This window comes from Brochothrix campestris, from assembly GCF_046058945.1.
GTDB lineage: Bacteria > Bacillota > Bacilli > Lactobacillales > Listeriaceae > Brochothrix > Brochothrix campestris.
This window is the reverse complement of sequence record NZ_CP175511.1, coordinates 244,180-267,985: the sequence shown is the minus strand read 5'-3', so window position 1 is coordinate 267,985 and position 23,806 is coordinate 244,180. Positions and strand designations below refer to the sequence as shown.

The following is a 23,806-nucleotide window of genomic DNA, read 5'->3' as shown; positions in this document are numbered from 1 at the left end:
ATAAATAAACAGACGTCGCACATAGGCAACGTCTGTTTGATTACAAGTTTCCACCTATTAAATTGCTTCTTCAAGATTAAGTTTAGCTTGTAATGCAGATAATTCATAATTTCTCACTTTACGTGGTAAGAAACTACGGATATCTTCTTGGTTAAAGCCTACTTCTAATCGTTTTTCATCGATTAAAATAGGACGTTTCATAATGGTTGGATTTTCAATCATCAAAGTGAATAGCTCATCCAATGTATAGTTATCAATATCTTTTTTTACATGTTGAAAGGCTTTAGATTTTTGCGAAATCACATCATCTGTTCCATTTTCAGACAGGCTCAAAATTTCTTTTAATTGATCACGTGTTAATTTTTGTTTAAATAAGTTTTGTTCTTTAAATGGAATATTATGCTCTTTCAACCAAGCAACTGCTTTACGACAAGATGTACAACTCGGAGTAGTATAGATTGTTACCATATTCCAGGACCCCTTTCGATTTTAAAAGGCTTTGAGATACAACCAAGACTTTATATTTATTTCCCGATATATGGAAAAATTAAACATTTTATAGTTCTGGCTTTGATTTTATATGAATTCAAGTATCTCTTAGACCTAATTATACCTCCTTATCGACTACTTGTCTAGATGTCCAACAATATTTCTTACTCAAACACTCGGAATTAAGTTAATCAACTTCGCGATGGCGCTAGGCAGGCTAGAATAGCCTTTTCCTAACATAAAAACAATCATAATTGACTATTGTTGCCCACGTTTCATTTTATGATGATTGCTATCAAAAAATTGAGACATCCTTCTCTTTAAAAACAAAAAAACTGCTACCCTTGCGGGAGTAGCAGTTCTCATTTTCAAAAATTATTTAGCTTTGATGTTGTAGAATGTAGCTTTACCGTGGTATTCAGCTAATTCATCTAATTCATCTTCGATACGTAATAATTGGTTGTATTTTGCAATACGGTCAGTACGTGATAATGAACCAGTTTTGATTTGACCAGCGTTTAATGCAACAGCGATATCAGCGATTGTTGCATCTTCTGTTTCACCAGAACGGTGAGAGATAACAGCAGTGTAACCAGCGCGTTTAGCCATTTCAATCGCGTCAAATGTTTCTGTTAAAGTACCGATTTGGTTAACTTTGATAAGGATTGAGTTAGCGATGCCTTTTTCAATACCTTCAGCTAATTTTTCAGTGTTAGTAACGAATAAATCATCACCAACTAATTGAACTGTATCACCTAAAGCAACAGTTAATTCTTTAAATCCAGCCCAGTCATTTTCGTCAAGACCATCTTCGATAGATACGATTGGGTATTTAGCACATAAGTTTTTGTAAAGCTCGATCATTTCTGCAGTTGTTTTTTCGCCTTCACCAGAATCAGCTAATACGTAAACACCTTTTTCTTTATCGTAGAATTCAGAAGAAGCAGCATCCATTGCAAGTAAAACATCTTCGCCTGGTTTGTAACCAGCAGCTTCGATTGCTTCAATGATAACTTCAAATCCTTCTTCGTTTGAACCAAGGTTAGGAGCGAAACCACCTTCGTCACCTACAGAAGTAGCTAAGCCTTTAGCTTTCAAGATTTTAGCTAACGCGTGGAATACTTCTGCACCCATACGTAGACCTTCTTTGAAAGAAGGAGCGCCAACTGGCATAATCATGAATTCTTGGAAGTCGATGCTGTTATCAGCATGTGAACCACCATTGATGATGTTCATCATTGGAACTGGTAATACTTTACCGTTTGTTCCGCCGAAGTATTTGTAAAGTGGTACGCCTAATTCGTCTGCTGCTGCACGAGCTGCTGCGATAGAAACACCTAAAATAGCGTTTGCTCCAAGGTTACCTTTGTTTTTAGTACCATCTAAATCGATCATTAATTTATCGATTGCTGGTTGATCAGTTACTTCCATACCGATAACTTTTTCAGAGATGATTGTGTTAACGTTTGCTACTGCTTTAAGAACACCTTTACCTAAGTAACGTGCTTTATCGCCATCGCGTAATTCTACTGCTTCGTATTCACCAGTTGATGCTCCTGAAGGAACGATTCCGCGACCAAAGCCACCATCTTCTGTAAATACTTCTACTTCTACTGTTGGGTTACCACGTGAGTCTAAGACTTCGCGTGCGTATACATCGATAATTGCTGACATATTATAATTCTCTCCTTTTAAGTTAAGTTATTTCCATCACTTATTTTACCCTGTTTTTCGGAAAAAACAAAGTAAAGTGACGAGTTTTTATTTAATAATTAATGATTCACCAGTCATTTCAACTGGTTTTTTAATGTTTAGTAAATCTAACATTGTTGGAGCGACATCCGCTAAGCGACCGCCTTCACGTAATGTTACACCTTTTTTAGTTACAATTACTGGCACTGGCACTGTTGTATGAGCGGTATGCGGTTCGCCCTCTGGTGTCGTCATTGTTTCTGAATTCCCGTGATCAGCGAAGATAATTGCAGCTCCACCTTTAGCAAGAATTGCATCAACGACACGACCTAAGTTTTCATCAACAGCTTCAATTGCTTTAATTGTTGGTTCTACCATACCTGAATGTCCAACCATATCTGGATTGGCAAAGTTCAAGATGATTGCATCATGCTTATCTGCTTCGATGTCTGCTACGAGCGCATCAGCCACTTCATAAGCACTCATTTCTGGTTGTAAATCGTATGTTTCAACTTTTGGCGAGTTGATTAAAATACGACTTTCGCCCGGAAACTCTTCATTACGTCCACCGTTCATAAAGAAGGTAACGTGTGGGTATTTCTCTGTTTCTGCAATACGTAACTGAGCTAACCCCTCATTGGATAACACTTCACCAATCACATTTGTCATTGGCATTGGTGCAAAAGCAACTTCTGCATCAATACTTGGGTTATAAAGTGTCATTGTTACGTATTTCAAGTTCTCAACATGGTTGTCACGGTCAAAGAATTCCCATTCTTTATCAGTGAACGCATTTGATAATTGGATGGCACGATCAGGACGGAAGTTAAAGAAAATAACAGCGTCGTTATCGTTAACGGTTGCAACTGGTTGACCATCTTTAGTGATGACAGTTGGCACGACAAATTCATCATTCTTCCCAGCAGCATAAGAAGCTTCAACTGCTTCTTTTGCGGATGCTGCTGTTGCGCCAGTCCCATTTGTGATAGCGTTGTATGCTTTTTCAACACGTTCCCAACGTTTATCACGGTCCATAGCGTAGAAGCGACCAGAAATTGTAGCAATTTCGCCGTATCCAAGTTCAGCAATCTTAGCATTAACTGTGTCAATGTAACCTAAGGCTGAACGAGGTGCGACGTCACGTCCATCTGTAAACAGGTGGAGATACGTGTGTTTAACGCCTTGTTCTTTCGCTGTTTCTAACAGTGAAAGCAGGTGGTTAATGTGACTATGCACACCACCATCAGACAAGAGACCAAACAAATGTAAATTTGAATCGTTGTCTTTCGTATGTGTATAAGCACCATTTAAGACCGGGTTCGTTTGGAACTCGCCATCAGTGATTGCTTTGTCGATACGTGTTAACGATTGATACACAATACGACCTGCACCGATGTTTGTATGACCAACTTCAGAATTCCCCATTTGACCTTCAGGCAGACCAACATCTAAGCCAGCAGCTTTCAGTTGACCATGTGGAAACTCAGCCATATAACGATCGAGGTTTGGTTTTTTCGCTAAGGCAACTGCGTTTCCGACAGTTTCATCGCGTAAACCGAGGCCATCTAAAATGATAATTGCAACAGGGGCTTTAGTCATTATTTTGCACCTTCTAATAAGGCTAAGAATGATTCAGCTTCTAAGCTCGCTCCACCAACTAAAGCGCCATCAATGTCGCTTTGAGCCATGTATGATGCAATGTTTTCTGGTTTAACAGAACCACCGTATTGAATACGAACAGCTTCTGCAGCTTCTGCAGAAACAGCAGATGCAACAACTTCACGAATAGCAGCACATGTTTCGTTTGCTAATTCAGCAGTTGATGATTTACCAGTTCCGATTGCCCAGATTGGTTCGTAAGCAAGAACAGCTTGTTTAACTTGTTCTTCAGAAAGACCAGTTAAAGCTGCTTTAATTTGGCCACCAACGAATTCGTTAGTAATACCAGCTTCGCGTTGTTCTAATGTTTCACCACAGCAGATGATTGGTGTCATGCCATGTTTGAAAATCGCGTGTGCTTTTTTATTGATATCTTCGTCTGTTTCGTTGAAGTACTCACGACGTTCAGAGTGACCGATAACAACATAGTTAACACCTAAATCAGCGATAGCAAATGGGCTGTTTTCACCTGTGAATGCGCCAGTATCTTCAGAGTAGCAGTTTTGAGCAGAGATACGTAATTCTGTACCTTCAACTAAACGACTAACTTCTTGTAAGAATAGTGCTGGTGCAGCAACAACTGAATCAATTTCAGTATGTGATGGTACTTTGTTTTTTACACTTTCGATAAACTCAGCAGCTGTAGCAGCTGTTTTGTTCATTTTCCAGTTTCCTGCAATAATTGGTTTACGCATTAATAAAACTCCCTTTCAACGAAACTAATTTTTATTATTTGTTATCTAACGCTTCAACGCCTGGTAATACTTTGCCTTCGATAAACTCAAGTGAAGCACCACCACCAGTTGAAATGTGGCTCATTTGATCAGCAAGGTTGAATTTTTCAGCTGCTGCTGCAGAATCCCCACCACCGATAATTGAGTAAGCATCAGAATCAGCTAATGCTTGGGCCACACCTTTAGTACCGTTAGCGAATGCGTTTAATTCAAACACACCCATTGGTCCGTTCCAAATAACAAGTTTAGATTCAGCAATTACTTTGCTGTATAATTCAACTGTTTTTGGTCCAATATCAAGTGCTTCCCAGTCAGACGGAATTTCAGTAATTGGTACCACTTTACGCGGTACGTCTTCGCCAAAACCATCTGCGACAACAGCATCAACTGGTTGTAAGAAGTTAACACCTTTTTCTTCTGCTTTCTTAAGGAAAGACAGTGCAAGTTCTTGTTTGTCTGCTTCAAGTAATGATTTACCAATTTCAAGGCCACGTGCTTTAGCAAATGTGTATGCTAAACCACCACCGATGATTAAGTTATCGACTTTGTCGAGTAAGTTTTCAATTACGCCGATTTTATCTTTAACTTTTGCACCACCGATAATAGCTGTGAATGGGCGTTCTGGGTTTTCCATTGCTTTACCTAATACTTCTAATTCTTTTTCCATTAAGAAGCCGGCAACAGCTGGGATTTCATGTGCAATACCTGTTGTTGAAGCATGCGCACGGTGAGCAGCACCAAATGCATCATTAACAAAGATATCTGCTAAAGCAGCAAATTCTTTTGCTAATTCTGGATCGTTTTTAGTTTCACCTGGATAGAAACGAACGTTTTCAAGAACTAAAATATCGCCATCAGTCATCGCATCGATTTCAGCTTTAACATTAGCACCATAAGCTTCATCTACTTTTTTCACTTCTTTGCCTAATAAATCAGCTAAACGTTTTGCGGGTGCGTTTAAGCGTAATTCTTCAACAACTTCGCCGTTAGGACGACCTAAGTGACTTGCTAATAAAACTTTAGCACCATTTTCTGCTAAAAATTTGATTGTTGGTAATGCTGCACGAATACGAGTATCGTCAGTAATGACGCCATCTTTAAGTGGCACGTTAAAGTCGACACGAGTAAAGACAACTTTGCCTTTAACATCGATATCACGAATTGATTTTTTGTTCATATGTCATAGCCTCCAGAATAATTAGTTAATCGTTTAAACGATTATTGAACAATAGCGGAAACTCTCGTTTCCGCTATTATTCATTTCTTATGAAAATGTCGCTGTTTTACAACAGTTTATTATTTAGCTAATTTAGCAAAGTAAGCTAATGTACGAACTAATTGAGAAGTGTAAGACATTTCGTTATCGTACCAAGCTACAGTTTTAACTAATTGAGTATCGCCAACAGTCATAACTTTAGTTTGAGTTTCATCAAATAATGAACCATAGTTAATACCTACGATATCAGAAGAAACGATTGGGTCATTTGTGTAACCGAAAGTTTCAGGAATTGAATCAGAGTAAGCTTTCATTGCAGCGTTAACTTCTTCAACAGAAACTTTTTTGTCTAAAACAGTTACTAATTCAGTTAATGAACCAGTTGGAACTGGAACACGTTGAGCAGCACCGTCTAATTTACCAACTAATTCTGGTAATACAAGGCCGATAGCTTTAGCAGCACCAGTAGTGTTTGGAACAATGTTAGCTGCAGCAGCACGTGCACGACGTAAGTCACCGTTACGGTTTGGAGCATCTAATGTGTTTTGGTCACCTGTGTAAGCGTGGATAGTTGTCATTAAACCAGAAGTGATACCAAAGTTATCTTGTAACGCTTTAGCCATAGGAGCTAAACAGTTAGTAGTACATGAAGCACCAGAGATAACTGTTTCAGAACCGTCTAATTCGTTATGGTTAACGTTGTAAACGATTGTTTTCATGTTACCTGATGCAGGTGCAGAGATAACAACTTTTTTAGCGCCACCTTGTAAGTGTAATTCAGCTTTTTCTTGAGTAGTGAAGAAACCAGTACATTCAAGAACGATGTCTACGCCTAATTCGCCCCAAGGGATTTTAGCTGGGTCTGGTTGAGCAGAAACAACTAATTTTTTACCGTTAACGTTGAAGAAACCTTCGTGTACTTCAACTTCGCCGTCGAAACGACCTTGTGTTGTATCATATTTTAATAAATGTGCTAATTGTGAAGCATCAGTTAAGTCGTTGATTGCTACAACTTCCAAACCTTCTACGTTTTGCATACGACGGAACGCTAAACGACCAATACGTCCGAATCCATTAATACCTACTTTTACTGTCATGAGTAAATTCCTCCTTCAATAATTGAAAGTTCTATATTTTAAAAGGGTTAGCCTTCTAAAAGCTTATGTGCTGCACCCTCATCTGTGAATAATATCGCATGATGAGGGGCATGTTTGACGAATGATGCAATCGCCTTAGCTTTGGACTTACCACCTGCACCAATAAAGACGTGAGGGATATTTGCGAGCTCTCCAAGCTGTAAACCGATTGTTGGCACCTGATACACTACATTCCCGTTTTCATCAAAATAATAACCAAAAGCTTCACCTACGGCTTGCTTTTCTTTGATAATTTCGAGGGTGTTTGTATCGGTATGCCGTCTTTGCGTCATTGTCACTGCATCGCCAATTCCATGCAACACTGCGTTTGCCGATTGTAGCAAATTAAGTGTGTCACGTACAGTTGGTTCTGCAAGTAAAGAGCGATAAGTTGATTCCGTCACTTGTTCGGGCACATAGAGTGCACGGTGACGTGTACCGGTTTTTTCTGCCAAGCGTGAGCAGATTGTATTGGCTTGGTTACTTAACTCTTCACCTAAGCCTCCACGGGCAGGCACAAATAATAAATCACGCCCGTTGGCGAAATTAGCTGGCGCAATGCCGGCAATTTCAGCCATTGTTGTACCACCGTTAACGGCAATTACGTCGCCATCAATCAGCACTTTGTCCAGGGCTGTAATCATCGCACGACAGAGATCTTGTTTCACCCAAGCGGCAACATCACTATCTCCTTGTACAATAACCACGTGAGCGATGCTTAGCTTTTGCGCTAATGCATCTTCCAACTGTCTAATTTCAGATGTTTCATCGATAACTGTAATCAACTCATGATACACAGTTTTACCAATTTCTGTTATCGACATTCCAGCGGAAGTCATTGTGATTAATTGTCGGTCTTTCAAAAAAGCTACCTCAGTACGCAATACTCGTTCTGACATTCCTAGCATTTCCGCTAAGGCACGCCGACCGATCGGTTGTGCAAAATAAATCGAACGTAAAATCCGATACCGTTTTTGCATAACAATGAAAATGTCGGGTACTAATCGTTTTTGAACTTTCAACAATTCTTGCATAATCTGACATCCCTCACTGTCTGGACGTTTTTTGACCCAGCGGTCATTTTTTTGTCCCGCTAACTCAAAAAAAAATATTTCGTACTGTCTAAGCAATACTAACTTACACTCTTATAGTAACAGATTTCCGTTTCTTTTTCAACTATATTGTTTAAATAAACTCATATTTAAAAACCTTACTCTTCTCCTATTTATTTGATAGCCTAGTTCGATAGATAGCACGCTAAAATATGACATCCTTTTTAACGCGTGTTACTATAGAAGTAATGAATTCGTACAAGGAGGTTGTTTCATGAATTGGTTAAAAAAAGGGTGGTATTACATTCTACCAATACTCGCGCTCATCTTAAGCTTAATGAGCGATCAAAAAATAGACAAAAGTTTAGTGATGATTGTCGCTGGTGTGTTGTTGTTGATGATTTTAATGGATATTAGCAAGTATCGTATTTTGCAAGAAAAACGTAAAAAAGAAGCCGAGCAACAAACGAGCACCATCGCACAGGAGAGCACTAACAAAAAGAAACGCTAATAGCATACAAAAAAGGTGACCTACGCAACTAACAATCGCATAGGTCACCTTTTTTGTATTAGATGCCCTCGGGGGGAATCGAACCCCCATCTTAAGAACCGGAATCTTATGTTCTATCCATTATACTACAAGGGCAAAAAACAAGTCTGTTCTAAAACGAACACACTTGTAATTGTAGCTATCACAGACGTTATTGTCAACCTTATTTATTTTGACGGCGGGCAAAATCGACAAAGCGGAACTTATCCAAACGATGTCGTGAAATCGTATATTGAATAAAAGCGGTGTTTTCAAGATGAACATCACTTCTTACAACAACAACATGTGTATCACCATGAAGATCTAATAACTGTTGATCTTCGAGCGTCACTGGTTCGACTGTGTATTGTTTATGGGCAAAATCAATCGTCAAACCGAGGTCCTTTTCCATATAATCATAGATCGAATCTTCGGCCCGTTTTGTTGGCATCTCAGCTACAAATTCTTTTGCTAAATAATCATCATCGATAATAACAGCTTCATCATCGATAAACCGCACACGTGTCAAGTGAATGACCGGTGTATCAGAGCGCATACCTAGTCGCTTCGAAATTTCGAGTGGCAATACTTGTTCTTCATTGCGGATGACCTTCGTTGTGGTCGCTTTTGCTTTCACTGTCATCAATTCTTTAAAACTCGTCAAGCCCGATACAGGAAAATCAAACCGCGTTTGATCTAATACAATCGACCCTTTACCCTGTTGTTTTTGAATATAACCGGTTTCTCGCAAACGTCGAAGCGCCTTACGTACTGTTTCACGCGAAACGTTATATTGCTCAGCTAAATCATTTTCACTACGGAGTGGTTCACCAACACGATATTTTTTTTCATCAATCGCTTGTGCTAGTTCTTCGTAAATTTTCATAAACTTATTTTGACTCGCCATTCGTTTCCCCACTTAGACAACTACAGTTCCTTTCCACATGATGCTTTCATATGGTCTTAAGGTTAGTTTCGTTTGATCGTTTGTAGCGTCTCCTTCATAGTTTGTCAGTAATGTTTCAGCCAAATGGATAGGTGTCGCCCATTCAAACACAACGGGTTGATCAGTGAAATTCGCTACGACACGAATAACCTCATCCCCAGCAATACGATCGTACGCAAACACACCTTCTTCGGGACGATCATACCGCCTGAATTGCCCTGTAATGAGCGTTGCTTCTACCTTTCGTAACGCAATTAATTTTTGATAAAAGTAAAAGATTGAATCCGCTCGACTTAAGCATTCTGCTACGTTTATCTTAGTATAATTACTCGCAATTTTCAACCATGGTTTACCTGTTGTGAATCCAGCCTGTTGACTGGCGTCCCATTGTACTGGCGTGCGACCATTATCACGCGAGCGAGCGCTGACGGCTGCAAAGGCTTCGTCTGCTGTCTGTCCTTTTTGTTGAATTAGCTCAAATTGATTCAACGTTTCTACGTCTTCAAACTCATCAATTGCGTGCCAATCTGGATTCGTCATTCCGATTTCTTCACCTTGATATATATAAGGTGTCCCTTGTAGTCCATGCAAAACAAGCGCTAACATTTTAGCAGATAGTTCCCTGTATTCATCTGAGTCATTACCATAACGTGACACTATCCGTGGTTGATCATGGTTGCACCAAAACAATGCGTTCCAGCCACCCTTTGCTTGCATCCCTCTTTGCCAATCACTCAACAACGCTTTCAACGCACTTATATTCATTGGCATCAGCTGCCATTTATCACCATCTCGATAATCGACCTTTAAATGGTGGAAATTAAAGGTCATACTTAACTCGTTATTAGCTGGTTTAGTGTATTCAATACAAGCGGCCATTGAGGTCGATGACATTTCACCAACCGTAAGGATACCATAAGGACTGAAAATTTCTTCATTTAATTCTTTTAAATAGGACTCTACTTGTTTACCATCTGTATAAAAACGACGACCATCACCTTCATCATCATTAAGAAAGAGCGTCGGCTTAGAAATCAAATTAATAACATCTAATCGAAATCCATCAACGCCAAGTTCGGCCCAAAAACGCAGTATTTTTTTTATTTCTGCGCGAACACTTGGATTTCGCCAATTCAAATCGGCCTGGGTCGTATCAAATAAATGCAAATAATATTCCGCTGTCGCTTCATTATAACCCCAACTACTGCCGCCGAATTTAGACTGCCAATTCGTTGGCGGTTGCGCAGGTGTGCCTTCTTGCCATATGTAATAATCATGGTACGGATGACTTCGTGATTGCTTAGCCGCTTGAAACCATTGATGTTCGGTTGACGTATGGTTGAGCACCATATCCATCATCAGTTTAATCCCGACTTCATGGAGATCGTTTAACAACTGCTTGAATTCTAACAGCGTGCCGTACTGTGGATTAATGGCACAGTACTCCGATATATCGTAGCCGTTGTCTTTTTGTGGTGAGGGTTGGATCGGTGTAATCCAAATCATATCAATTCCAAGTTTTTTTAAATAAGGGATTTTTTCGCGAATCCCTTCAATATCACCAAATCCATCACCGTTAGCATCATTAAAACTCTTTGGATAAATTTGATACACGCTATATGATTGCCATTCTTCAATTGTCATCTTTAGCCCCACCTTTCTTTCTCTCCAATAATAACTTGTATATACAAGTTTGTCAAACAGAGTTATCACATCTCTTTTGAAAAATATGGTAAAATAAGGCTATCATACGTGGCAATTAAGGGATTGAACTCTGTTTTTCTGACAGCTGCTTCCTAGGTGTTTCTCGTCATTATTTAATTGAATCACTTCAATTGACCTTGATTGACCTAACGTGTAGTATAATTATTAGATTGTTAAATTAGAGGAGGGCTTTTTTATGAACTTAATTCCAACAGTGATCGAACAAACATCGCGTGGCGAACGTTCTTACGATATTTACTCACGCCTACTTAAAGACCGCATCATTATGCTCGGAAGCCAGGTCAACGATGACGTTGCCAATTCCATTATTGCACAATTACTCTTTTTAGATGCACAAGATCCTGATAAAGATATTTACCTTTACATTAACTCACCTGGCGGAAGCGTCACTGCAGGGATGGCTATTTATGATACGATGCAGTTTATCAAAGCCGATGTTCAAACGATGGCAATGGGAATGGCTGCATCGATGGGTTCGTTCTTATTAACTGCAGGCGCACCTGGCAAACGCTTTGCTTTGCCGAATGCAGAAATCATGATTCACCAACCATTAGGTGGTGCACAAGGGCAAGCGACTGAAATTGAAATTGCTGCTCGTCATATTTTAGCAACACGTGCTAAATTAAATAAAATCATCGCAGAACGCACCGGTCAACCGCTTGAAAAGATCGAACAAGATACTGATCGCGACAATTTCATGACTGCTGAAGAAGCTAAAGCCTATGGTTTAATTGACGATATTATCGTAAGCAGTAAAGCTCTTAAATAAACACATAGACATCTTTTAGCTATTTTCAAAAAACCGAACTAGACGTTCGGTTTTTTTTTGCCATTTGACTAACTTGTATATACATGTTACGATGATTTTGTTAATTAACGCAACAACCTTTCAGAAAGATGTATTCGCTTACAAAAATCTAAAGATTGAGGTGAAAGAACATGTCATATACTCCAGAAGAAGTACAAAAAATCATTGCAGCGGTCGGCGGTAAAGAAAACGTTCAAACCGCTAGTCACTGCGTCACACGTTTACGTTTAGTTTTAAAGGACGACACCCTCGTCGACGAAGCTGCGCTCGATGAGATTGATGTCGTGAAAGGTTCGTTCTCTGCTAACGGCCAGTTTCAAGTCATTATCGGTACCGGTACTGTCGAAAAAGTATTCGCAACCTTTGCTGAGTTAACAGGCGTCGATAAAGAAACAACTAAAGCTGACGTTAAGCATGCCTCTGCAAAAAAACAAAATTGGCTACAACGAGCCCTCTTAGGCTTGGCTGATATTTTTGTCCCTATCCTCCCTGCCATCATCACTGCCGGCTTACTACTCGGCATTAATAACCTTCTTACTGGCCCTGATATCTTTATGAAGCAGCCTATAATCGAGGCTTATCCACAATGGGCCGGAGTTGCTGACATGATTAACATCATCGCCAGTACTGCCTTTGCTTTTCTCCCCGTCTTAGTCGGTTGGTCTGCCAGTAAAAAATTCGGTGGAAATCCTCTGCTCGGAATCGTACTTGGATTAGTGCTCGTCAACCCGTCGCTCCTCAATGCCTATGGCCTTGCTGATGCGCGTTTAGCGGGGGAAGTTCCTCATTGGAATCTCTTTGGTTGGGAAATTGAGAAAGTCGGTTACCAAGCACAGGTGCTCCCGATTTTAGCGGCTACTTACGTTCTCGTTAAGATTGAACTTTTCTTAAAGAAACACATCAAAGAAGCCTTCCACTTATTATTGGTGGCACCTATCGCGTTATTGGTCACAGGCATCCTCTCATTCATCATTATCGGACCGGTGACAATGTTTATCGCGGGCCTCATTACAGATGGCATCGTCAACATTTTCAACGTTGCCCCTGGACTAGGCGGCTTCATCTATGGCCTCTTATACGCTCCCCTCGTTATTACCGGCATGCACCATCTCTTCCTCGCCGTCGACTTACAATTGATTGGCTCAACAGGCAGTACTTTCTTATGGCCAATCCTTGTCATGTCAAACTTAGCACAAGGCGCCGCAACCCTTGCGATGGTCTTTGTGTTCAAACGCCAAAAAGACAAATCATTAGCCGGAACAGCAGCCTTAACTGCCTCTCTCGGAGTGACTGAACCTGCCCTCTTCGGTGTTAACTTACGCTATCGCTATCCGTTCTACGCTGCCATTATCGGAGCGGGTCTCGCGGGTTGTATCATCACCATCGCAAAGGTAAAAGCCTTTAGCATCGGTGTCGGTGGTTTACCAGGCATTGTTTCGATTATGAAACCCGGTTGGGCAATCTTCGCCTTAGGAATGTTACTCGCAATTGTAATTCCCTTTGTCTTAACATTAGTCTTTTCAAAATTCCAAAGAGGGAAATAAACAAAAGTGACAGCAGCTCGTCATAGGCAACTAAATTGGAGGCTTTGAGTATTCGGCTATCTGTGTCGAAACGAAAAGGCGAAATTTAGACAGCCTATAGCTGATGGAACTGGAAGAACAAAAGTGACAGCAGCTCGTCATAGGCAACTAAATTGGAGGCTTTGAGTATTCGGCTATCTGTGTCGAAACGAAAAGGCGAAATTTAGACAGCCTATAGCTGATGGAACTGGAAGAACAAAAGTGACAGCAGCTCGTTCAACTTCGAAGATATTGGAAGATAAAAGGTCTGCGACTATTTCCGGTCGCTGCCTTTTAGCTGAAATATCCCAGAAGTTAGCTGATGGAACTGGAAGAACAAAAGTGACAGCAGCTCGTTCAACTTCGAAGATATTGGAAGATAAAAGGTCTGCAACTATTTCCCGTTGCAAGCATTTGTCTGACAGATGAACGCAGCTTCTTCACCGCTCCAAGCATCATAAAAGCCCGCTAAACAATTGTTTAGCGGGCTTTAGGTTGTCATCTCGGAAAAGTGAACAACAAATATAATTTATTACAAACGATTAATCTTCATCAACCGGTTTGATCGAGTCTTTAATTTCAACGTCTAAATCATGTGTATATTCTTCAACTTGCGCAGGTGTCCAACCGAAGATACGCGTCATTTTAGCAACAACGGCAGCTTCCCATTTTTGTGCCCATTTAACGTTAAAGAATACTGAACCTGTACGACGAACGAAGAAATCGACTGGACGTACAACACTTTCATGTTCAATCGCATACATTAATTGCGCATCAACAACTGGTGCAATATCTGCTTCGTTAGATGCTTTTGCATAAGCAAAGAGTGTATCAACGTTTGTACCATATTTATCTGCTAAGTAACGGCCTTCTTCTTCAGTTAAGTTGAAGTTAACAGCTTCTTTCGCTTTTTTAGCCACGAAACCAGCAAACGCTTTCGAACCACCAACATCACCACCAGAAATCGGTAAATGTTCTGTTTGTGTTTTTTCACTAAATCCACGGTTTGGCATACGTTTAACAGCGACATTGACAATGTTTTCTGCCATTTTACGGTAACCCGTTAATTTACCACCAGCAATTGTTAAGAGGCCACTTTCAGCTTCCCAAATTTCATCTTTACGTGAAATTTCTGAAGGATCTTTCCCTTTTTCAAAAATCAGTGGACGTACACCTGACCAACTTGATTCAACATCATCTTTTGTGATGTTAACTTTAGGGAACATGTAATGAATCGCTTCAATTATGTAATCACGATCTGCTTTGTTTACTTTTGGATGTAATTTATCTGCTTCATATACTGTGTCTGTTGTACCGACATATGTTTTACCATCACGCGGAATCGCAAACACCATCCGTTTATCCGGTGTATCGAAGTAAACTGCTTGATGTAACGGGAAAGCTGATTGATCAAAGACAATATGAACACCTTTCGTTAAACGAAGTTGTTTATTGTTTTTAGCGTAGTCTTTACCACGAACTTCATCAACCCATGGACCTGCAGCATTGATTACTTGTTTTGCACTTACTTTGTAAGCAGTACCTGTTTCAACATCCGTAATATCAGCACCGATAATTTGACGATTATCGTCATAAATAAAGTTATTTGATTTTACATAGTTGATTGCCAAGGCGCCTTTAGCGATGGCAGCTTTCATAACTTCAATTGTTAAACGCGCATCATCCGTACGGTACTCAACATAGTAACCGCCACCTTTAAGATCTTTGTTTTTAACAAGTGGTTCTTTTTTTAATGTTTCAGAAGGTGATAACATAATACGACGTTCGCCTTTTTTCACCTGTGCTAAGAAATCATACACACGCAAGCCGATTGATGTTGTAAATGAACCGAAAGTACCGCCTTTATGAAACGGTAATAACATCCATTCAGGTGTTGTTACATGAGGACCATTTTCATATACAATCGCACGTTCGCGACCAACTTCAGCTACGACACCAATTTGTAATTGTTTTAAGTAACGTAAACCACCGTGCACTAATTTAGTTGAACGACTTGATGTTCCACCAGCGAAATCTTGCATTTCGACTACCGCTACCTTCATCCCACGAGTGGCAGCATCTAAAGCGATACCAGCACCAGTAATTCCTCCACCGATTACTAAAATATCAAATTCTTCTGACGTAAGTTTATCTAATTTACTTTGACGATCTAATCCTGAAAATTTAACAGACATGCTTATCGACTCCCTCTATCTTAATTTAGCCACAGATTTCATAAAAAGAAAGAGACTGCACGAATGCTTAGTATTGAACTAAACTTGTGCAGTCTCTCGGAATCTCCGACCAATTTATTAACTTGACACAAGTGTATCATAATTCAGCATTTTTAACAAGTATTCTCATCAATTAAGCGAAAATGTTCGTAAAGTGTTAAATCATTGTACAACTTGTGATTATTTAAAGACTTGTGTTGCTTTAACCGCTTTTTGCCAGCCTTCATATAACAACTCTTCTTTTTCAGTTCCAGCAACTGGTTCAAATTTATGTTCTAAGCTCCAGTATTGGTTGATTTCTTCTTTATCTTTCCAGAAACCAACAGCTAAACCAGCTAAGAAGGCTGCTCCTAAAACAGTTGTCTCTTTGTTTTCTGGGCGTTCAACTGGAACTTGTAATAAATCACTTTGGAATTGCATTAAGAAGTTATTCGCACTTGCACCACCATCGACACGTAGTGTTTCAAGTTTAATACCTGAATCTTTTTCCATGCTGTCGATAACATCGCGTGTTTGGTATGCTAATGATTCTAACGTCGCACGGATAAAGTGTTCTTTTGTTGTTCCACGTGTTAAACCAAAGACTGCTCCACGCGCTTCAGCATCCCAGTAAGGTGCACCAAGACCTACAAAGGCCGGTACAACGTACACACCTTCAGTTGAATCGACACGCGTCGCATATTCTTCTGTTTCAGGCGCTGTCTTAACCATACGTAAACCATCACGTAGCCATTGTAAGGCTGAACCAGCCACAAAGATACTACCTTCAAGTGCATAACTTACTTTACCGTTGATGCCCCATGCAAGTGTTGTTAACAAACCATTTTGTGATTTAATTGCTTTGTCGCCAGTGTTCATTAATAAGAAACCACCGGTACCATAAGTGTTTTTACCCATACCTTTTTCGAAACAACCTTGGCCGAATAACGCCGCTTGTTGATCCCCTGCCACACCAGCGATTGGTGTTTCGAGACCGAAGAAGTGGTAACCCACAGTGTGTCCGTATACATGTGAAGAATCATGTACTTCAGGTAACATTGCAGCTGGTACATTTAACATTTCTAACAATTCTTCATCCCATTTAAGGTCGTAAATATTGTACATTAACGTACGGCTTGCATTTGAGTAATCGGTAACGTGTACTTTACCGCCACTTAATTTCCAAATCAACCATGTGTCAATTGTACCGAAGGCTAACTCACCTTTTTCAGCACGTTCTTGCGCACCATCGACATGATCTAAAATCCAACGTACTTTTGTTCCTGCAAAATAAGGGTCAAGTAACAAACCTGTTTTGTCAGTTACCATTTTTTCGTAACCTTTGGCTTTTAAGTCTGTACAAATATCGACAGTTTGACGTGATTGCCATACAATCGCATGATAGATTGGCTTGCTTGTCGCTTTATCCCAAACAACCGCTGTTTCACGTTGGTTTGTAATCCCAATACCAGCAATTTCTTGTGCGTTAACGCCTGTTTTAACTAATACACCTGACATTGTTGCTAACACACTACTCCAAATTTCATTGGCATCGTGTTCTACCCAACCTGATTCAGGGAAATGTTGTGTGAATTCGCGTTGCTCTGTTCCTAAAATTTTACCTTGTTTGTTTAAAAGCATTGCCCGTGTACTTGTTGTTCCTTGGTCAATTGCTAAGATATATTTTTTTTCCATCATTTTCTCTCTCCTTTAATAACGATTTAGTTGTTTCCTGCTTTTTTATCAGCTGACATTGCGATGAATTCAACGATAACTAAAACAATGATACTAACGAATAACCAAGCACTTACTTCATGGTTAATAATCGCTTTGTACGCTGTCGCTGCGATTGTTGCTCCTAATAAAGGTCCAATCACAGGTACCCAAGCGTACGCCCAATCAGATCCACCTTTACCTGAAATCGGTAAAAGCGCATGCATAATACGAGGTCCTAAGTCACGAGCAGGGTTAAGTGCATAACCAGTAGTACCACCAAGTGACATACCGATAACAACGATTAACGCCCCAACGATTAATGGGTTATAACCTGCACCAATATTGACATTAGCACCGAAAGATAAAATACCGAATACAAGTGCGAATGTACCAACAACTTCACCAAAAACGTTTGATGTATAGTGACGAATAGCAGGACCAGTTGCAAAGACACCTAATTTAGCACCTTGATCTTTTGTTGCTTTCCAGTGTGGGTAGTAATGTAACCACACGACTGTTGCGCCTAAAAAGGCACCGATAAATTGACCACCAACGTAAGCAGGCACATCAGCCCAAGGGAAGTTTCCAGCTGCTGCCAACCCAATTGTTAACGCTGGATTTAAATGTGCTAAGCTTAAGTAACCCGATACATATGCCCCCATCGCAACTGCAAGACCCCAAGCAATTGTAATGACGACCCAGCCTGCACCAGTTGCTTTTGTTTTATCTAGTACGACACCTGCTACAACGCCGCCACCAAATAAAATCAAGATAAACGTTCCTAAAATTTCGCCTAAAAACTGTAATCCTATACTCGTATCCATAATGATACCTCCTCGTGTATGTAATGGGATTTAGAACTTATCGTTTTGATAAGCTACGCGACTGGGTTCTATGTAGTTATAATAGCAATTCCGCCAAAACACCCGCAAAAAAATCCGCAGTAAAACAACCTAATAGATTAGGTTTTTCCCGCAGATCTCATCGTCTCATCACGTTTCCATTAACTTAACCTTAGTATAAAACAGCATGTAAGCGTTGTCAATCGTTTCTGACAAATTTCTGTCACAAAAGCGGATTTTTTTATAAATAGTTACTTTTTATCATATAAATCCCATAATTTATAATTAGAAGTTGTAATAGCCGATGCTCCCGCGGCTAATGCTGCCTCAACTTCTTCGGCTGTATCAATCAGCCCTCCTGCAAAAACAGGTTTACCCGTTTGTTCGACTACAGTTCGAATTACCTTCGGAATCACACCAGGGAGCACTTCAACATAATCAGGGTTCGTCTTGCTTATAATATTAATGCTTCGTTCCAAGGCACTTGAGTCGAGAATGAACGCGCGTTGGGTTGCGACCACCCCTTTTTGTTTTGCGGTAGTAACAACACTGCCTTTTGTTGAAATAATACCATACGGTTTAATCGTTTGACAGAGAAATTCTGTTCCTGCCTCATCGGTTTTAAGACCGCTCACTAAGTCAGCATGTAAAAACATCTTTTTGCCTGAACGATTCGCATAGTCAACCAGACTTGCGAGCATGTTAATATGAACATTTAAAATAACGCCGTACTCAAATGATGTTTTGAGCATCCGATCAAATTCTTTCATCGTTCTCACCGCTGGTAATATCTTCTGATTGTTAAACATCTGGCACCTCCGTTTTACTTGAATACAATATCTTTTAATTCTTCGCCCGCTTTCAGACGATTTGCAATTTGATCAAGTTTTCGTAGGCGGTGATTAATGCCCGACTTACTAATTGGACCCGTTGATAACATGTCACCTAATTCCGCCAATGATACATCCGGATATTTGACACGGAGTAAGGCAATTTCTCGTAATTTATCTGGCAGAGCTTCCACCGTTACCGTGTTGGCAATGTATTTAATATTATCTATTTGTCGAACAGCCGCACTAATCGTTTTATTTAGATTGGCTGTTTCACAGTTGACTAAACGATTGACTGAGTTGCGCATATCTCGTAAAATGCGGACATCTTCAAACCGCATTAGCGCCACATGGGCTCCAATTAAATTGAGGAAGTCCGTAATTTTTTCGGCCTCTTTCAAATAAACGATGTAGCCCTTTTTACGGCTTAAAATACGGGCGTTGACATCAAAATGATTCAATAAGTCTCGTAAAGCTTCACCATGCTCTTTATACAAGGTCATGATTTCCATATGATACGAGGTCTTATCGGGATTATTAACCGACCCACTTGCCAAAAAAGCACCACGTAAATAAGACCGCTCATATAACGAATTACCGTTTAAAAAGTGTGGCAACTCATCGGAGAACATAAAACTACCTTTCGTAATTTCAAGGTCTTCCAATACTTTCGCTGCATTAACTTTCAAACGGACTAAGTACACATTGTTTTTCTTCAATTGCATTTTTTTACGGACTAATAATTCAATCGGTAAATTGTAGACTTGTTTAAGCAACGAATAGATCCGTCGTGCAATCGCCGCATTTTGTGTCTGCACATTCACGACACTCATGCCATTTGCAATCGCCAACGTCCCATTCATTCGAATAATCGCAGACAACTCCGCTCGCGCTTCTTCATTAGAAACGCTCAACTGGGTGATTTCTTTTTTTGTATCTGATGCAAAAGACATCGTTCTTTCCCTCCTTATGAATGACGGCTTTTATCAATCAGAGCAATTAATTTTTCAACCACTAAACTGGCGTCATGTCGGACAAAACCATCCGATGTGTCAAGATAATTATCGTACAACGGTTCAACTTCTTGCTCTTGCATCCCTTTTAAATCTGTCATAACCTGGTTTACTCCGTCAGGATGAATAAGGGCAGGTGCCACTTTCTTTTCATTCACTAACATACGATCGATAAATTTCGCTCCGACATGCTCGTGTAAAACCCGTACGTGATCCGCATCGCTAAACCCTTCGGTTTCGCCTAACTGAGTCAAAATGTTACAAACATATACTTTTTTTGCTCGCGACGCAACAACTGCCTCTGCTATATCATGCACCAGTAAATTCGGTAAAATACTCGTATACAGACTACCTGGACCAAAAGCAATTAGATCCGCTTCTTTAATCGCAGCTACTACCCGTTGTGATGCCCGGGCGTCGTCAGGCACAATCTCCAATTTTTTAATCGGTAACCGCACTTTTGGAATATTGGACTCACCTAAGACAATTGAGCCATCGGCCATTTCTGCTTGCAATTGTAATGGAATCGTCGTTGCTGGTAACACAACCCCTTTTACGTTTAAAATATTGCTCAAATCAGCAATCGCCTCGAGCGCATCCCCATGCATATCGGTTAACGCTGCTAATAGTAAGTTCCCTACCACATGTCCTTTTAGCTCACCATCATTTTGGAAACGATATTGAAAGACACGGGCAATACTGCTCTCACTTTCTGATAAAGCAGACAAGGCGTTACGAATATCGCCAGGCGGAATAACATCAATTTGCTTTCTAATTTTACCTGAGCTACCACCATCATCACCGACAGTAATAACGGCTGTAATATCTAAATAATGTTGGCGTAACCCTCTTAAAATAACTGGCAATCCTGTCCCGCCACCAATAATAACAATTCGTCTTTTTCTCATTTATACGCACCATGCTCTCATCTTTTTATTGTAAAATGACACACCCGGCTCCGTTTAATATCATACCACATAAAGAGCTAACTGTAAGTAAAAATGGTCAAAAAAACAGGTCATCGTCTGTTGATGGACGATGACCTGTTTTTTGTAAGCACTTATTTAGTTTCAGCCGCTTCACGTTCTTCTAAGTCTTCTAAATATTTCAGTACAAATTGACCAGCAATCCCACCATCTGCTGCAGCTGTTACAATTTGACGTAAGTTTGTGTCGCGCACATCGCCAGCAGCAAAGATACCCGGAATACTTGTTTCCATGTTACGGTTTGTTTTAATATAGCCTTCTTCATTTAAAATGCCGAGATCTTTAAATGGTTCTGTCAGCGGAATAATACCGACATAAACAAACACACCCGATGCCGCTATTTCTTGGGTTGAACCATCAACCGTATTTTCTAACACGACTGACCCGACTTTTTTGTCATCGCCTTTGATTGCTTTAATCGTATGATTCCAAATGAAATCGACTTTTTCATTATCAAATGCACGCTTTTGAATTAACGGTGTTGCACGTAACTTATCACGACGATGAACAATCGTTACTTTATCGGCAAAACGTGTTAAGTAAGTCCCTTCTTCAACAGCTGAGTCGCCCCCACCAATGACAATCAATTCTTGGTTTTTAAAGAAGGCACCATCACAGACTGCGCAATATGAAACACCGCGACCGCTATACGCGTCTTCGCCCTCAACAGCAACTTTACGATGCTCCGCTCCTGTGGCAATCACAACCGCTCGCGCAGTGTAACTTTTTTTACCAGCAGTGACAATTTTATACGTATCATGATCTTCAATCCCTTTAATATCACCATAAGCATATTCAGCGCCAAATTGTTTCGCGCCTTCCATCATCTTAACTGATAAATCAGGTCCCGTAATATTATCAAAGCCTGGGTAGTTTTCAACTTCGGCTGTATTGACCATTTGCCCACCAGGCACGCCGCGTTCAATCATTAATGTGCTCAATTCTGAGCGCGATGCATAAAGTGCAGCTGCCATTCCGGCAGGACCCGCTCCTATTATAATAACGTCATAAATCTTCTCTTCGGTTGACATTGTCATCCTCCTCTTGGTATTCATATCTCTATACTAAATACTTCAGCTATTGCCGTCTAACAATATGCTTGTGTTTTCTTAATAAATTTATTCAATTGGCTTTGCGAGACCCCGAACTGTTGCATTAATGCTCGCTTCGTTACTTTCTGAGCTGTTGCTTGATTATACTGATAAAGCAACGCCGCTAGTAAGAGCGGTTGTTCCACTGTATCACAATGACTTTTATGTACGGTTTGATCATTAACATAAGCAAAGAGTCGTCGATACAACGGTAATGTTTCACGTGTAACGTTATAACCGATTCGTATCAGTTCAGACGCAGTCGCCAAAGAAAACTGACCGTTAGCAACGGCTAACGACGGTTGTTCTCCTTTAGCAGTCGTTGGTGTTGTACAAAAACCTCTTTCCAAATCATTGAATTGATTCGGACTAAAATGCAGTGAAAAATGCATATATTCGATCTTATTGGTCGATTGCGTTAACTGTAGTAAGCCACATAGACGTTCAACTTGATTGTCACTTTGCAGGCCAAGCAACATTTGTTCTTCATCGGCATGAACTGCCTCATTTTGGGAATGTGTTAACCAAATATTGGCATAAGGTTCTTCATAATCATAGTTACCAAACTGTTGCCAATAATAGTTCGATAATGGTTCGTTCCCTTGATAATAGGCGGCCTTGGATGCATAAAAGTAAAATTTCCGATGTGAGCCGGTCGCTTCATTTAATTTTGTAAACATCGCTAAAGCACCCGCATAGTCGCGTGCCAACGTTTTAACAATCGCACCTTCAAGCTGTTCATGACTGGTGAACGGATAGACTGTCGCTAACTCGGTTGCATACGTCTTAAATAAGTCCCACTGACCTTCGTAGTATGCCGAAACCGCCCGCTGACAACGTGCTAAATAATGACCTTCATACTGTGACTCAATTTGATTCAATAACTGTTTCGCATCATTTTTCCGATTTTGACGATTGTATAAGACACTTAACTCGATTGCATAGATTGGAAGGTCATCGGTCAATCTCGCTTGTTCTAAGTAGCGGATAGCTTTAGTGACATACCCATCACGCAAATAGCCATCGACCGTTTCAATCACCTGTTGTTGCGCTAGTTCAAGTGGTGTGCGCTCACGCACAAGCGGCTTAACGGCTTCAACTTCTTTTTCGGCCTCAAACCGTTCTTCCAACACCCGTAAAAGTTCACGTGCAACAGCTGCATATTCACCACGTGGCTTTGCTTGTAAATAGCGTCTCGAATAATAAATCGCTTGTTTGAAATTAGCTAAGTAGGCATAGTTATTCGCCATAAAATAATAAAAGTATGGTTTATAGTCTAACTTCAAGGCGCGATTTAATAACTCGTTTGATTGTTCATAATCGGCTTGTTCGGTGTAACAGATTGCCAACTGACAAATGATCAACGTGTTTTCAGGTGCAAGTCCCATTGCTCTCGTCAAATATTTAATTGCTGCTGGTAAATCATTTGCTTCAAATGCTTTTGTCCCTTTTGTAAAATACAATTCTGGTGTGGGATGCAAAAAATAAAGTTGCGTTGATTTTGAATCAGGCATATCTGCACTCCTTTCGATTGTTTTTCCGTACGTAAGTATATCATATTTTACCC

At 40.2% G+C, this 23,806-nt stretch carries 20 protein-coding genes and 1 tRNA gene; 3 read left to right on the top strand and 18 right to left on the bottom strand.

The genetic code is table 11. From position 1 onward, the window contains the following. Positions 1 to 57: 57 nt before the first annotated feature. From spx to ACJYYY_RS01280, 7 genes are all read right to left on the bottom strand, one after another. Entirely contained in the window at positions 58 to 468 is a 411-nt protein-coding gene (gene spx / locus ACJYYY_RS01310; protein ID WP_035314325.1) for a transcriptional regulator Spx, read from the bottom strand. A gap of 396 nt (positions 469 to 864) precedes the next feature. Beyond that, a complete protein-coding gene (eno, locus tag ACJYYY_RS01305; RefSeq protein WP_035314327.1) occupies positions 865 to 2,163 on the bottom strand; it encodes a phosphopyruvate hydratase in 1,299 nt (432 codons plus the stop codon). An 87-nt stretch (positions 2,164 to 2,250) separates the two neighbouring features. After that, positions 2,251 to 3,780, bottom strand: coding sequence for a 2,3-bisphosphoglycerate-independent phosphoglycerate mutase (gpmI, locus tag ACJYYY_RS01300; protein WP_035314329.1), 1,530 nt, complete (start codon positions 3,778 to 3,780; stop codon positions 2,251 to 2,253). Then, a complete protein-coding gene (gene tpiA, locus ACJYYY_RS01295) occupies positions 3,780 to 4,535 on the bottom strand; it encodes a triose-phosphate isomerase (protein ID WP_035314331.1) in 756 nt (251 codons plus the stop codon). Before tpiA ends, gpmI begins: the two co-directional genes overlap by 1 nt. 34 nt (positions 4,536 to 4,569) lie before the next feature. Further along, a complete protein-coding gene (locus tag ACJYYY_RS01290) occupies positions 4,570 to 5,751 on the bottom strand; it encodes a phosphoglycerate kinase (protein ID WP_035314332.1) in 1,182 nt (393 codons plus the stop codon). Positions 5,752 to 5,870: 119 nt separating this feature from the next. Beyond that, positions 5,871 to 6,887, bottom strand: coding sequence for a type I glyceraldehyde-3-phosphate dehydrogenase (gene gap / locus ACJYYY_RS01285; protein ID WP_035314334.1), 1,017 nt, complete (start codon positions 6,885 to 6,887; stop codon positions 5,871 to 5,873). A 47-nt stretch (positions 6,888 to 6,934) separates the two neighbouring features. Then, a complete protein-coding gene (locus ACJYYY_RS01280; RefSeq protein ID WP_035314336.1) occupies positions 6,935 to 7,960 on the bottom strand; it encodes a sugar-binding transcriptional regulator in 1,026 nt (341 codons plus the stop codon). A 292-nt stretch (positions 7,961 to 8,252) separates the two neighbouring features. Between ACJYYY_RS01280 and ACJYYY_RS01275 the strand changes: the two genes are divergently transcribed. Then, the gene (locus ACJYYY_RS01275; protein ID WP_035314338.1) at positions 8,253 to 8,489 is read left to right on the top strand and encodes a hypothetical protein; all 237 of its coding nucleotides are present in this window, start codon (positions 8,253 to 8,255) and stop codon (positions 8,487 to 8,489) included. Between the two features lie 63 nt (positions 8,490 to 8,552). Here the strand turns inward: ACJYYY_RS01275 and ACJYYY_RS01270 are convergent. The 3 genes from ACJYYY_RS01270 to treC form a co-directional block, all read right to left on the bottom strand. Next, a tRNA-Arg gene (locus ACJYYY_RS01270) sits at positions 8,553 to 8,624 on the bottom strand. Between the two features lie 67 nt (positions 8,625 to 8,691). Continuing rightward, positions 8,692 to 9,414, bottom strand: a complete 723-nt coding sequence (treR, locus tag ACJYYY_RS01265; protein ID WP_035314340.1) for a trehalose operon repressor — start codon at positions 9,412 to 9,414, stop codon at positions 8,692 to 8,694. A gap of 12 nt (positions 9,415 to 9,426) precedes the next feature. After that, positions 9,427 to 11,097, bottom strand: a complete 1,671-nt coding sequence (gene treC, locus ACJYYY_RS01260) for an alpha,alpha-phosphotrehalase (protein ID WP_408869016.1) — start codon at positions 11,095 to 11,097, stop codon at positions 9,427 to 9,429. Positions 11,098 to 11,353: 256 nt separating this feature from the next. Here treC and clpP point away from each other — a divergent pair, with 256 nt between their 5' ends. Further along, positions 11,354 to 11,947, top strand: coding sequence for an ATP-dependent Clp endopeptidase proteolytic subunit ClpP (gene clpP / locus ACJYYY_RS01255; RefSeq protein WP_035314342.1), 594 nt, complete (start codon positions 11,354 to 11,356; stop codon positions 11,945 to 11,947). 170 nt (positions 11,948 to 12,117) lie between these two features. Then, positions 12,118 to 13,530 carry a PTS system trehalose-specific EIIBC component gene (gene treP, locus ACJYYY_RS01250; RefSeq protein ID WP_035314344.1) on the top strand — a complete coding sequence of 471 codons (1,413 nt, stop codon included), beginning with the start codon at positions 12,118 to 12,120 and terminating at the stop codon, positions 13,528 to 13,530. A 560-nt stretch (positions 13,531 to 14,090) separates the two neighbouring features. On the opposite strand, the gene ACJYYY_RS01245 is transcribed toward treP, so the two are convergent. The 8 genes from ACJYYY_RS01245 to ACJYYY_RS01210 all read right to left on the bottom strand — a co-directional run bounded on the left by ACJYYY_RS01245 (position 14,091) and on the right by ACJYYY_RS01210 (position 23,753). Then, positions 14,091 to 15,743: a glycerol-3-phosphate dehydrogenase/oxidase gene (locus tag ACJYYY_RS01245; RefSeq protein WP_408869015.1), complete on the bottom strand. Its 1,653-nt coding sequence runs from the start codon at positions 15,741 to 15,743 to the stop codon at positions 14,091 to 14,093. A 219-nt stretch (positions 15,744 to 15,962) separates the two neighbouring features. Further along, a complete protein-coding gene (gene glpK / locus ACJYYY_RS01240; RefSeq protein ID WP_035314345.1) occupies positions 15,963 to 17,456 on the bottom strand; it encodes a glycerol kinase GlpK in 1,494 nt (497 codons plus the stop codon). Between the two features lie 26 nt (positions 17,457 to 17,482). After that, positions 17,483 to 18,304 (bottom strand): MIP/aquaporin family protein, encoded by an 822-nt coding sequence (locus tag ACJYYY_RS01235; RefSeq protein WP_035314347.1) that lies wholly within the window; start codon positions 18,302 to 18,304, stop codon positions 17,483 to 17,485. A gap of 266 nt (positions 18,305 to 18,570) precedes the next feature. Beyond that, positions 18,571 to 19,128: a glycerol-3-phosphate responsive antiterminator gene (locus tag ACJYYY_RS01230; RefSeq protein ID WP_408869014.1), complete on the bottom strand. Its 558-nt coding sequence runs from the start codon at positions 19,126 to 19,128 to the stop codon at positions 18,571 to 18,573. Positions 19,129 to 19,142: 14 nt separating this feature from the next. Continuing rightward, positions 19,143 to 20,102, bottom strand: coding sequence for a DNA-binding protein WhiA (whiA, locus tag ACJYYY_RS01225; protein ID WP_035314349.1), 960 nt, complete (start codon positions 20,100 to 20,102; stop codon positions 19,143 to 19,145). Between the two features lie 14 nt (positions 20,103 to 20,116). After that, positions 20,117 to 21,070, bottom strand: a complete 954-nt coding sequence (gene yvcK / locus ACJYYY_RS01220) for a uridine diphosphate-N-acetylglucosamine-binding protein YvcK (protein WP_408869013.1) — start codon at positions 21,068 to 21,070, stop codon at positions 20,117 to 20,119. A gap of 152 nt (positions 21,071 to 21,222) precedes the next feature. Next, positions 21,223 to 22,179: a thioredoxin-disulfide reductase gene (trxB, locus tag ACJYYY_RS01215; RefSeq protein ID WP_408869012.1), complete on the bottom strand. Its 957-nt coding sequence runs from the start codon at positions 22,177 to 22,179 to the stop codon at positions 21,223 to 21,225. A 56-nt stretch (positions 22,180 to 22,235) separates the two neighbouring features. Beyond that, positions 22,236 to 23,753: a tetratricopeptide repeat protein gene (locus ACJYYY_RS01210; RefSeq protein WP_408869011.1), complete on the bottom strand. Its 1,518-nt coding sequence runs from the start codon at positions 23,751 to 23,753 to the stop codon at positions 22,236 to 22,238. Positions 23,754 to 23,806: the final 53 nt, after the last annotated feature.

Coding starts and splice junctions, on each gene's coding strand:
- spx (WP_035314325.1), bottom strand. CDS start 468: ATGGTAACAATCTATACTACTCCGAGTTGTACATCTTGTCGTAAAGCA.
- eno (WP_035314327.1), bottom strand. CDS start 2,163: ATGTCAGCAATTATCGATGTATACGCACGCGAAGTCTTAGACTCACGT.
- gpmI (WP_035314329.1), bottom strand. CDS start 3,780: ATGACTAAAGCCCCTGTTGCAATTATCATTTTAGATGGCCTCGGTTTA.
- tpiA (WP_035314331.1), bottom strand. CDS start 4,535: ATGCGTAAACCAATTATTGCAGGAAACTGGAAAATGAACAAAACAGCT.
- ACJYYY_RS01290 (WP_035314332.1), bottom strand. CDS start 5,751: ATGAACAAAAAATCAATTCGTGATATCGATGTTAAAGGCAAAGTTGTC.
- gap (WP_035314334.1), bottom strand. CDS start 6,887: ATGACAGTAAAAGTAGGTATTAATGGATTCGGACGTATTGGTCGTTTA.
- ACJYYY_RS01280 (WP_035314336.1), bottom strand. CDS start 7,960: ATGCAAGAATTGTTGAAAGTTCAAAAACGATTAGTACCCGACATTTTC.
- ACJYYY_RS01275 (WP_035314338.1), top strand. CDS start 8,253: ATGAATTGGTTAAAAAAAGGGTGGTATTACATTCTACCAATACTCGCG.
- treR (WP_035314340.1), bottom strand. CDS start 9,414: ATGGCGAGTCAAAATAAGTTTATGAAAATTTACGAAGAACTAGCACAA.
- treC (WP_408869016.1), bottom strand. CDS start 11,097: ATGACAATTGAAGAATGGCAATCATATAGCGTGTATCAAATTTATCCA.
- clpP (WP_035314342.1), top strand. CDS start 11,354: ATGAACTTAATTCCAACAGTGATCGAACAAACATCGCGTGGCGAACGT.
- treP (WP_035314344.1), top strand. CDS start 12,118: ATGTCATATACTCCAGAAGAAGTACAAAAAATCATTGCAGCGGTCGGC.
- ACJYYY_RS01245 (WP_408869015.1), bottom strand. CDS start 15,743: ATGTCTGTTAAATTTTCAGGATTAGATCGTCAAAGTAAATTAGATAAA.
- glpK (WP_035314345.1), bottom strand. CDS start 17,456: ATGGAAAAAAAATATATCTTAGCAATTGACCAAGGAACAACAAGTACA.
- ACJYYY_RS01230 (WP_408869014.1), bottom strand. CDS start 19,128: ATGTTTAACAATCAGAAGATATTACCAGCGGTGAGAACGATGAAAGAA.
- whiA (WP_035314349.1), bottom strand. CDS start 20,102: ATGTCTTTTGCATCAGATACAAAAAAAGAAATCACCCAGTTGAGCGTT.
- yvcK (WP_408869013.1), bottom strand. CDS start 21,070: ATGAGAAAAAGACGAATTGTTATTATTGGTGGCGGGACAGGATTGCCA.
- trxB (WP_408869012.1), bottom strand. CDS start 22,179: ATGTCAACCGAAGAGAAGATTTATGACGTTATTATAATAGGAGCGGGT.
- ACJYYY_RS01210 (WP_408869011.1), bottom strand. CDS start 23,753: ATGCCTGATTCAAAATCAACGCAACTTTATTTTTTGCATCCCACACCA.